Origin of the sequence: Marinomonas sp. TI.3.20 (assembly GCF_038155025.1) — a bacterium.
Lineage (GTDB): Bacteria > Pseudomonadota > Gammaproteobacteria > Pseudomonadales > Marinomonadaceae > Marinomonas > Marinomonas flavescens.
In genome coordinates this window covers 35,992-47,777 of sequence record NZ_JBAKAS010000022.1, presented here as the reverse complement: position 1 = coordinate 47,777, position 11,786 = coordinate 35,992, and the positions used below count along the sequence as shown (strand labels likewise).

The 11,786-nt window shown below is 36.9% G+C and carries 6 protein-coding genes; 4 read left to right on the top strand and 2 right to left on the bottom strand.

The window, feature by feature from the left end; translation table 11 throughout:
- Nucleotides 1-246: 246 nt before the first annotated feature.
- A complete protein-coding gene (locus tag V6259_RS17310; RefSeq protein WP_341585590.1) occupies nucleotides 247-1,356 on the bottom strand; it encodes an MFS transporter in 1,110 nt (369 codons plus the stop codon).
- A 292-nt stretch (nucleotides 1,357-1,648) separates the two neighbouring features.
- On the opposite strand from V6259_RS17310, the gene V6259_RS17305 reads away from it, so the two are divergent.
- Nucleotides 1,649-2,515: a LysR family transcriptional regulator gene (locus V6259_RS17305; protein ID WP_341585589.1), complete on the top strand. Its 867-nt coding sequence runs from the start codon at nucleotides 1,649-1,651 to the stop codon at nucleotides 2,513-2,515.
- Between the two features lie 50 nt (nucleotides 2,516-2,565).
- On the opposite strand, the gene V6259_RS17300 is transcribed toward V6259_RS17305, so the two are convergent.
- Entirely contained in the window at nucleotides 2,566-3,765 is a 1,200-nt protein-coding gene (locus V6259_RS17300) for an MFS transporter (protein ID WP_341585588.1), read from the bottom strand.
- A gap of 438 nt (nucleotides 3,766-4,203) precedes the next feature.
- Between V6259_RS17300 and V6259_RS17295 the strand changes: the two genes are divergently transcribed.
- From V6259_RS17295 to V6259_RS17285, 3 genes are all read left to right on the top strand, one after another.
- Complete coding sequence (locus V6259_RS17295; RefSeq protein ID WP_341585587.1) at nucleotides 4,204-5,223, top strand: helix-turn-helix transcriptional regulator; 1,020 nt, start codon at nucleotides 4,204-4,206, stop codon at nucleotides 5,221-5,223.
- A 159-nt stretch (nucleotides 5,224-5,382) separates the two neighbouring features.
- Nucleotides 5,383-6,216 (top strand): hypothetical protein, encoded by an 834-nt coding sequence (locus V6259_RS17290; RefSeq protein WP_341585586.1) that lies wholly within the window; start codon nucleotides 5,383-5,385, stop codon nucleotides 6,214-6,216.
- Nucleotides 6,216-11,516 (top strand): tyrosine-type recombinase/integrase, encoded by a 5,301-nt coding sequence (locus V6259_RS17285; RefSeq protein WP_341585585.1) that lies wholly within the window; start codon nucleotides 6,216-6,218, stop codon nucleotides 11,514-11,516. Before V6259_RS17290 ends, V6259_RS17285 begins: the two co-directional genes overlap by 1 nt.
- Nucleotides 11,517-11,786: the final 270 nt, after the last annotated feature.

The window sequence follows — 11,786 nt, the reverse complement described above, 5'->3', positions numbered from 1 at the left end:
GAGGAAGAACGACGGGTATAAGGTTTGGTCATAAGATGGACTCCGTTATCGGTTATAAGATGAAAACGGAGTCCAGTTTAGAGTGCAAAAAGATGAGATGAAATAACGGCGTAGAATGAACGCTAACTTTGCAGAAGCTTTAGTATCTTCACTAGATTGATATAGAAACCCTTTTTTTGCCAGGTTCCAAATCCGCATGGCTATAAGTTTTAGATATGGTTAAAGGCCATGCGGCCTAATGAGCGGTTAATCAAAGGTAGGTAGAGTTTGACTGCTTGCTTTGCTTAAGAGTCCGGCCGAAAGAGCGCAAGAGAGGGCGTATAGGGCAGCAAGAGTCATATATGTAAATTCAAGGCTTAATTCAGACATTAGAATAGATGCCGCAATTGGGCCTGCTACCATGCCTCCTGACTGTATGGCTCCGCCGATAGAAAATATGTTTTCGTGTGCATTTGACATTCTGGATAGAACACAGCAATAAGCCAGAGAGGCAAGAATGTACTCAGCGATGAAGCTAGAATATACGAGTAGTTTGGAATTAATAGTATATGGAATGGCATAAAAGCAAATCGCTATCAGAAACAGGGATATTACTAGTAGAGGTTTTGAATTTCTGTTGTTTATCATTTTGCCAAATATAGGCATGAAAATGCTAAATATAATAAAACCTATTGTTAGCAAATAGGCCGTGGCAATACTAGCATTCTCGTGAAAACTAGCTGTTAGAGTAAAAGAACTAGTTAATGACAAGAAACCATAAGTAAAATCGAAAACGAAAAACGTAAATAGCAAACTAACATTTTCACTACTTAATAAAGATGAGCTAAACGACTTTGATTTTATTGAATTACTGTCTGTCCAGGAGTTGCCTCTAAATACAATGAATATCAAAAAGCATATTAGGCTTGGAATTAAGAACGAATCTAGAGGGTGTTTTGACTGTAAATAGGCAGAGACAATTAAAGGTCCAATAAACACACCTACTGACGCCGCAGAATTCAAATATGCTAAATTTTGTGTGGCATTATTCTCTTTGCTAATTTCTATTGACTGTTTTGTTACATATAAACCAAGTAATAGACCTTCGATAGCTCTAAAGAGAAAAAGAGACCAAGAGTCAGAGAAATAAAACATACCAAAATAAGTAACGGATGCCAAAAACAGTATAGACCTGCTGCTTTGTCTTTTGAAAATTGATACAGAACCTAATAGATAGCCTAAGGATTTGAATAAGGGATAGATCGCAATCAGAATAGAAATCGCCTGATTGGACATACCAGCATTCGTAAAGTAAATCACAAGAGGAGGGATCATCCCATAACCGGCGCTTATCGCTAATGCGCCAGCACTTCTCATTAGTATACTCTTGTTTACCACTAGCAAGCCCTCATATAGAGAGAATATAACCTACCTCTCTTCTATAAAATTCATTTATAATAAAGTTAGATGTACTACATAACAAAGGTCTTTGATTGATATTTTTTATCATTAACTTCAATGTTTTGCATGATTGAACTCCATTATGAGTTAGTTTAATTAAATATTTACATAATAAAAAACTTTTTGTAATATACAAAAATACTTCGGTGTGATGCATAATTTCATCAACTTGTCTTGTTTTCTATACTATAAAAAGGGAATGTTTATAATGAATTGGGATGATGCAAAGTTCTTTTATGAGGTAGCTAAGCTCCATACATTAAGGGCTGCAGGAAGGTCTTTGAATGTTGATCAGGCTACTGTTGGTAGGAGAATATCTTCGTTAGAAAGAAATTTAAATCATAAATTATTTCATAGAACAAAAAAAGAATTTGTATTAACGGATATTGGTGAATCAATATATTCTGAAATAAGCATGATAAACTCTAAATTTGAATCAATAGAATATAAGTCAAAACTAATGGCTGATAATGTCAGTGGTGTAGTAAAAATATCTACCACTGATACACTCGCAAAAAAATTCATAATCCCTTCAATCAAGAAAGTGCAAAATCAGTATCCGAATATAAAAATAATCCTTAATACAAGTGTGACATTCTCTGATGTGTCAAATTTGAACTCTGATATAGCTATACGTGGTTCTAGGCCTGACTCGGATGAATTAGTAATTAAAAAACTCGCTTCGATATCAATGGGGCTTTATGCATCACCAGAATTAGCAAAAAAAATAGATGTAAATCATATTAGTGAAATTTCAAAATTAGATAATTTAATAATGTTTGATAAGAAATTAGTTCCTAGACATTGGGAAAAATTATTTGATGTCAAAGTCGATAATAATAATGTGTCTGTACAATGTGACTCGCAAGATATTATTATTGAATCAGTTCGTGCCTCTTTAGGTGTTGGAATGATTTCTAAATTTATGATTAACAATAATGATGATTCGTTAGTTAATGTCGTTCCTGATTTTCAAGATGTTGTTGATATTTGGCTTGTTGTACATCCGGACCTGAAGTCTACACCAAAATATAGAATAGTAATCGACGAAATAGTTAGGCAATTTCAAAGTTAATATTGCTTAAAATATAGGGAGTTCTCATAAAAGTAGAACTCCCTATATAATTAAAACTGAGTTTTCTTAAATAAGAATAGAACTAGAATTTCTATCAAAGAGAAAGATAATAAAGATATGTATGTAACATTTTCTATTGCATATATGTCAACAAAAAAGCCAATTAAAATTGGAATCCAGTTTGCTGTATAAGCAATTAAATATAATAATGAAATGCTTCTGGCATGATTTTCTTCATTTGATATGTGGTTCACAAGACTTGCACTTCCTACAAACAATGCACCATAAGCATATCCTGCTAAAATAAACCCAGCTAAAGATAGTAGTGGGCTTTTAAAGTACAATCCCATAAATAATAGAGAAAAAGAAAAAAGTTGACTTGTATAGCCAAATATAACGGAATGCTTTGATTCTAATTTCTTTGAAATTATCTGACTCACACCAGCAATAAGTAAGTAAGCAGTGATTATAAATGAGAAATATAGTTCACCTTTATCACCACCAATTAATTTTGATAATGTTGGGCCAAAGGTTAGTATGCAAGCAGCAAACATCCAGCACAAAAATAAAGATATTGCGCAAATAATAAATTTATTTACATGTAATATTTTGTTTGAATATTTCTTTTCATTGTTAATTGTAATTGGTTCACTTATCTTTTTAGGCCAATAAATTGCTATACCTATAAAGGAAATTGCAGAAAAAAGTGAAATAATATAGAACGGAAACTTTAAATAATAAAAATTATATTCTATAGAAAGACCACTGATTAATGGCCCTAAAGACAAGCCTAAAGTAAAAGATAAAACAGCAATAAATGCTGCGGTCTTACCATTATCTTTTTTACATATTTTCAGAAGCGATATATTGGCAGCTCCAGTAAGTCCACCAGTAGCTATACCAGTAAGGAAACGGGCTATAAATAAATCTAAAAATGAGTTGGATCTTGAGAACAAAATTCCTGCTATAAATACTATAAATAATGAGGGTAGAATTAATATTCTCTTATCATCAAATAAATTTGACAATTTTCCAATAACAAGTAAAGCAATGATAACCCCAGTTGCATAAGCTCCGTAAACCACACTGACCATTGTTGCACTTAATTTGAATATCTCCTTATAGTAGGGGTATAGGGGAGTTGGTACGCTGCTGTTGATGAGTGCAGTTATTAATGACAAAGATAGAAAAAAGATAATCGGTAAGTTTGATTTTTTATTAAGCTCATTGCTTTTTTGTGATGTGTTCATATAACCTCCAAATTTATTATTATTATTCCACACTGTTATCAGCTTAATAACCTATAAAACCTCATCATACCTGCCCATTTTTGCATCAGATTAATATCTAAAATTCGGTGTAAAATGAGCGTTTAAAAATTTAGAGCTGATAGTTTAGTGGATAGCTTATACGGCTGAAAAAAAGGCCAAAATCTTTTAGAGTTTTTCAAGGCATATAACAAGGAAATCAAAAATTAGCCACAAAAAAGGGACTGGATTTAATAGCGCTCGTCTTATATTTTTGCGTTAGCATAGAAGGTAGACACCTCACGGCATGGATAAAAAATAATACATAATTCGTCAGCTAGGAAGAACAAATGGGCTATTTCGTTTTAAGGTGACATCTAACTAACAATTAAGGTGGTCTCTAGGATAGAATTTATATTAAATGCGTAATGAGTTTTAAAGATGGATTCTATTATTCGATATATCAGTATACTGGAGCTAATACCGATTGAGCCTAAGCTTGGTATTTCAACAACAGATATACTTGAAAAGTTGGAAGAAAAGGGGTTTTTGGTATCTCTTCGTAATCTACAGCGCGATCTTGTCGCCTTAGCAAAACATTATCCAATCACCTGTAATGATAAAGTTCGCCCGCATAGATGGTGTTTTGCTTCAGATTATCAGGGAAGTTTTGCAGCGATGGATGCGTCTTCAGCGGTGAGCACCATTCTCGTAAATGAATACCTGCTTGGTATAATGCCAGTGCCGCTTTTATCTCAGCTATCTCCCCAATTAAATCGAGCGAAAAGCTTTATTCAATCTCATTCAGACAGTACGTATGTAAACTGGCTAGAAAAAGTGAAAATAGTTCCAGACGGTAAAGTGCTTGTTCCTGCATATATTGATCCAAAAATTTGGTTTACTGTATGTGAAGCAATCATGTCAAATAAAGCATTAGATGTTATATACACCAGTCATGCTAAAGACAAGATTCAATCATTTATTCTTCATCCTTATGGGTTAATGATCCGAAAAAGTGCCACTTACGTGCTGGGGTCTTACAACGATTATGATGATGTTAGACAGTATGCTCTTCATCGTTTCACAAGCTTGAAGTTATCCTCCTCTGATTTCCGTCCCAATATAAGCTTCTCACTTCAACGATATATAGACGCTGGCGAGTCAGGTGTTAAGTACTCTGATGAGTCAATCCACCTAGTGGCGCTTATTAATAGGAGCTTAGCGAAAAGACTTGGGGAAACAAAATTAAGTGCTACTCAGGCCATTCTGGAGACTGAGTCTAAGGAGTGGTTTCTCTTGCGAGCCGTTATTCCTGATGATAGGGATACGCGCTCTTGGTTGCTTGGCCAAGGAGCTAGTGTAATTGTGCGTGAGCCAATCTCGCTGAGAGAAGAGTTGCTTAAAGAGGTGGCTTCTATCGCAGAATTATCTGAAAGTTTGAGAGGGTTAAAGCATATCTGAGATATGTTTTGTTTTGTAATTTTTGTAATTTTTGTAATTTTATGTTAATAGGCGTCATAATTTGACGGCATGGTTTTGATTGTTTATTAATTGTGTGTAAATTCTAAGCAAGATTAATTAGTTGCTGCAGGAATGTAGTAGATAGTGCTTGGAGGTTTAATGACACAAACCGTATGCAGAATTAACGTAAAACTTAAAGATGTCACATTTGATAAAAAACTAAATGCGATTGTATTTAGTAATATCAGTAAGAGTGGGAATAAATCAGTAGACTTGATTGGTAACCTTGTCACTTTACTTGCAAAAGTTGCTAATGGTAAAGGCTCTCCAATAGAAGGTCGTAAGAAGGATGCTGGCTTTAAACTTGATGCGAGAAAGTTTTCAGTCGCCGCGCTTGAGGGGCATATTCAGATAAATTATGACTTTTCAGGTAGCTCTTCTGACCTCATTCATTCTGTAAAAGAAATTGTCTGTGATGTGTTGAATCTACATTTCAAGGGCATGACGGAGTCAATTAAACAGCTTAACGAGGTTGATCAACCTGCATCAGATTCCTACGAAGTATCAGGCTTTCCAAAAGTTCAGGATGCGTTCGAGGCTATTAAAATTCTTGATGAAATCGCTGATCACCAAGGAGTTAAAGGCTTTGATATTCAAGTAGAAGGGTATGAAGAGCCTCATCAAATTGAAATTCTTAGTCCACCTGAAAAGCCGGATTTTAGGCCTGACGCTAAAGAAATCTCATTACTAGAGTATGAAATAAGTGATGTACACAAGAAAGGACCGACTATTGAAGTTGTTCCTAAAACTGGCAAAGGTAAAAAGAGTCTGCTCGTTAATGCTGAACAATATTCTGCATTGGAGAAAGGCAAGGGATTTTCAATTGATGCCTATGTATTGCGTGACTTTCAAGTTAGGCAACTGTCAGAGAAGCAATATGAATTGATTAGCTTTTCGCTTAGTAGTGCTCAGGTGGAAATTGAACATTGCTAATGCATCCGTTAATTGAAAAAGCTGCAAAAAATAGTGAGGTAGAATTTGCGACTGCAAAGCTTCAAAGGATTGCGGGAGACTTACTTAGCTTCTATCTTATGAAGTCAGAATGCTCGGAAGCCAATATATTTCTAGATGAATCTTGGATTCGCAGTGACAAAAACTTTGAATTAGCGCTGAAAGAAGGTAGAGGCTTATGTAGAGGCAGGATTAATCAATTTCAACTCCTTTCTCTACTGACTCTTGATGTAAAAAAGCTTCCCAACGATATTGAGCACATCGTCTTCTATAAACTTCTGGTATCTGTTTTCTACGCTTTAACTTCAAGCACGGTAAAGTTAAGTTTTGTTACGGTTGCTGAAGCTGCTGATAATATTCGGTTAATCTTGTCACATAGATCCAACAGTTCAAAGATAAAACAAATTCCTAATCAGCTGACAGTAATTGAAACCCTCGAGTATTTCTGTAATGAAATAACAGACCAATATACGGTTTCGCAGGCTTATTTTAAAATGGTTCGAGATGGCTGGAACCTATGCTCAAATTATAAAGAAGAGTCGCCTTTAAAAGTTAAAAAAAGGATACGTTCAAGACTGCCTGAATCAGGAGTTAAGGAGCTAGTCAGCGTCGAAGCTTTCCCTTTTTCTGAGAACAGCTTAGATATCGAAGATATCCCTGATGTAAACATTGTAGAGCTGGATCCTGATTCAATTATTCCAACTATCAAAGCAGAGCGTGAATTATTTCGTAATAAAATACTCACAACAAAAGAGCAATTTGGTCTCACATTTATCACTTACCGTTTGACGCCTTATGAGCTTAGCAAAGCAACACAATGGATTAATAGCGCGCAGTCGACTATCAGTTCAACATTGGCATTTTTAACTATCTTAACGTCTTTAAAATTACATGAGGTGCTTGGTTTACATCTTTCTGTGTCAGAGGGGGATACCGATAGCTTAAAAAAAACTGAGGGATGTTTTGGCATTGTTGACATTGCATCAGGGATATATTGGCGCAAAGAGCTTGATATCGCTGATCGTTACGAGCCAAGTGAGAGAGATTTTAAATGGCTGTTACCGCATACTGAATGGCTAGGGTTACCAATACCAAAGCCGATTCTTAGTTTGTTCAGAGCATTTTTTGCTGATTATCAAACGGGTTTAATAGAACAACTTTTACCTGATGACGTTTTACAAAAAGCGAATGATTTATTAACGAGAGCATGTGCTGAAATCGTTCATTATGGTGGCTTAAATAGGCGCCTTACTCATAAGGTGCTTCGATATCTGCTTTATGGTTGTGTGGTTTCCAAGTACGGTCGCCATAGAGCAGCACTTATATTCGCGAATAATGAATTTGGTTTGTCTACTTGGCATTACTACATGTCGGACACAGTCCAAAATTCTCAGCTAGCATTTATGAACACCTGTAGCGAGTCATTAGGTTTTGGTTTCGACCATCAAGTGGATCTTGCCGAAGGCAATTCCGTCATCGGTTCTAAGTTGGCGATCAATAAAACAGCTTTTTCAGAACATTTGGCTGAAAAAGTGTCGGCTTTAAATGCATCTCTCAGAAACGTAAGAACGAACAACTCTCTTGTTACTTTGCGAGAAATCTATAATCAGCTCGTCTCATACACTGTTTTGATGTTTTGTTCGGTTACGAGTCACCGCCGTAATAAAAGCATTTTTATTGAGCATTATTGCTGGAACGATGATTACACAAGCGTACTGGTAGCCGATAAAATTCATTTTGGTGAGAGCGCGACTCGAATTATCCCCATTCCTGAATTAATGACTAAGCAGATCAATAACACTCTTGGGTGGATTGAACAGATCATTAAAAGGGTTCGCTTACTCGATAAAAAAATGGCTGTGGTGCTGAAGGCGTCTATTCATCGTGATAGTAATGCCTCTTTTCTGGGGTTGTGGTTGGATAATGGTGTATTAGCGGCACCAAGCACTTCACAAATTGAAGCGTTTATGGGAGATGAGTGGACTCTACCGCAGAATGCAATGCGTCACCTTTCCTATCACACATTGTTTAATTTTGAAGAGGCAGTTCCATTCTTGGACCATCAAATGGGGCATATTTCTACCGATATGCACTCGTTTCAAAGCACCTCTTTGATGCAGTATGGCAGCCCTGAAGTTGAAGTACATCGAAATGTCATATCTAAATGCATTGATGATCTTGGCTTTAGTTTGCTCGGACGCACAAGCTTCTCTAAATCGAAGATATACAACAAAGGACAATTCGTCCCTCGTTCCATTCAGAAAAAGTCTCGAAATCAATCGAAGGGTGCTGAGCAAATAATACAGTCTGACTTAAAATCTTTGTTAAATAAGGCGATCGCGACAAACCAAGACTTATACGAGCTTTTATCTGAGCATTATATCAAGGACCCATATCTGCATGAGCAAGCCTTAGTATTGCTTAAAAAACTGGAACTAAGCGATGGCAAAGAGACAGAAACCAATTATGATTACTTAAATTCCGCACTAGGTCACTACTTTAAAAAGTCCCCAGTAGCTAATGCTGTCTTGCCTTACGATGTAATGTTTAATGAGCGAAACTATAGTCAAATTAGCTCGACATTTTATGACTTTGTACAAGCGTTAATAACTCAGCACAAATATGTTTCTCTTGAAACTCTGAGTAATCTTTTATTGTTCTCCATGATACTAGACGGCACGGGATATCTTCGCCCACAAATGCTTCGTTCAGTAGTGATCATCAAGTCAGTAAAGTATATGAGCGGTTACCTGACTGCGGTGGTAGGCAAAGAGGAGCTGATTTTCTTTGGTGGGTTATCTGCGTTGCTCCTAGCAATGTTGGTTAAGAGGGCTGACTCACAGAGTGTTTACCTTAATCCACAGAAATTAGAGCTACTAATGAATGGCAATTTCTCTGAATCCAAAGTTGATAAATCAATAGCTAATGGGTATACGAAGCTATTAGCGCTGTTTCGACAGATGCATGATAAAAAAATGACTCTTAGTAAGCTTTATCAACTTATTGATCATGCACCTAGATGGTCAGAAACGGGCGCTCTTTATGGGGTTCGCCAAGCAGCACTCAGAGTGAAAGGGTTTTCAGAGCATACTCTATTAAGAATGTTAGATCGTAAGCATCGTTACATCATGCCATCCAGTGAAGAATCCATGATGAGTGTGATTGCAGAACGCTCTTTCTTCAAGAAAATGGCATGTTCGAACGATTACTATAAAAATTTTATGGCGGTCTTTCGAAAAAAGTTTGATAAGTACCCTGGTACATCAAAAGAGAAAATAACCCGTTTTTGGCAAAAGCTGATTTCGTTGGATACAGCTAGAAATCTTTCTGATTTAGTAAAGAGGTCTCATGAGCTACCGGAAATTATTGTTCTTGTTCTAACCTGGTTATATGAGATTTCTGGACGAAAAGGGCAGCGCTATGGAGGTTTAGCTTCTTCAACCATTCTGACTTATTTCTCAAAAGTTGTTCCGCGTCTTTTTGAATTTGCTGCAAATAAGTCTTTAACTGTATTCGATTACGAAGATTTTTCAGATCTTTATCAAGATATTATTGATGCGGGAGATATTGAAAACCGCGCTGAAAGAGCAAAGATATTGGTTCGTTTTCATTCTGTCATTCATGAATATTTTGGTGTTGCTAAATTTGATTTCCGTGACTTGGATGTCGAGGAGCATGAAGAGAGTTTGACTGGCAAAATCATCATGCCGTGGGAATACGATCAAGCGCTCTCGCTTTTGTTATCCGATAAAGATATGAATACAGAAGAGCGGTTAACGAATGCTTTGATTTTAGTGCTATGTTGCCGTTTAGGGTTAAGACGAGAAGAAATTAGGCGCTTGAAGCTAAGAGATTTTTCATGTGAGGAGCAAGTGCTTTATGTGAGGACACACCGCATATCAAAAGAAACTGTTCGGGTAAAATCGAAAAGCGGAAATCGTCGGATTCCATATTCATTGTTTTTGAATGAGGAAGAGTTGGAAATACTAGGTTCCTATATCGAGAAAGCAAAAGGGCAGAAAAATAAGTCTGTCCCGATTTTCTTTGACTTGGTTAACCCGAAAGAAATTCGCCATATGGATAGCCACTTTAGTCGAGTTATTGAAGTGCTGAAGCTTGTAACGGGTGACCCTGGCATGCGACTCCATGATGGACGGCATACTTTCATTAGTTTTACTGCTTCGGCTTTAGTACTGAACGATAAGCAAAGTGACATGATCGCAAAAGTCGTTCAAGAATGGCTGCGCAGCGATAGCTTTTCTAGTTTTCAGAAACGATTCATGGAAACTACTATCGCAATACCTTCAACACGTCATGCTTTACTTCCTGCGCTGGCGCTTATGGTGGGTCATTCAAATGCTACAACCACATTATCCTCATATACTCATCTAATGGAGTATTGGCGATGGTTGTCGGTAGAAATGGACTTTAAGAAGGTTAAAGCAATGGATGGCACGCTCTCGACCCTGGCCAGGGTCAATCGTAAGCGCCTTATCGAGATCAAAAGTGAGTGGGGGCTTTCCGCTAGTTATGCGGTCTTGAAGAGAATAAAAAAAGAAACTCCACTTAAAGTAGAAGGATTTGAAGTCAAAAGCTTCGATCAAAAGCCAACCTTAAGCACACGAGATAAAGACAGTATTACACCTGTTATAAACCAAGTTCAGTTGCAAGAAAAAGGGCTTAGGTACCTTGAGGATGCGCAAAAGCAGTTTCAAGTAGCTCCAGATGCTGAGCCTATCAAACCATCGGATCTTCAATATGGCCTAACATCCCATTATGTTGAAAGGCTAAGTCAGGCGTATCAGTTAGTTTTGACGAATGAAGTCTCGTACAGGGCGTATAAAATATCTTCATTTGAAGAAGGTGTGGACTTTATTGGGCAGCCTCGGCTTTATGAAGCCCGCAATTACTTTAAGGATCCAGCGTTCTACTATCTACTGGCTCATTTAATTCATCTTCAGCAATCAAATGAACAAGCATTTGGTGAACTTAAAAAAGTCTGGGCACAAGCATGGTACGACGCTACAAAGAAACTGTATATTCCGTCTTCACAGGTTGGCAATGCCAAAGGTGTTTTCTCTAGTTGTCTGCTGAGCTGTGATTTAGGGAGTGAAAGAATAAATCGCCGTGTTGGTGGTGTAGTGTATAACTCAGCACCGGTTCTAAGTCTTAAATTAAACAATAAGCCTGTTTCAGTTCCTCAGTTTAGTCACGCGATGTTTTTGATGTGGCTCATGGATACCATATCAACACAGGATCTACTAAGTTCAAAAAGGAATTAATTTTGATGTTTAAAATATCCACATCTGTTTTGAAGGATTATTTTTCAGAAAGCGACTCCAATTTATAGGAGACGTAAAACCCTTGTAATTGATCCGTATAATATTGATCATCTTCGCTTACTAAAAGTTCAGGAAGTGGAGGTGCCGTTTATTGATGAGGGCGGAAGATTTATCACCCTTACAGATAGATCTGTCTAGCCAAAAACTCCCAGTTTTCTACAAACTTTCAGATACAGAGTTCACTGAATCAGCTTTGCTTTCATCTTATAA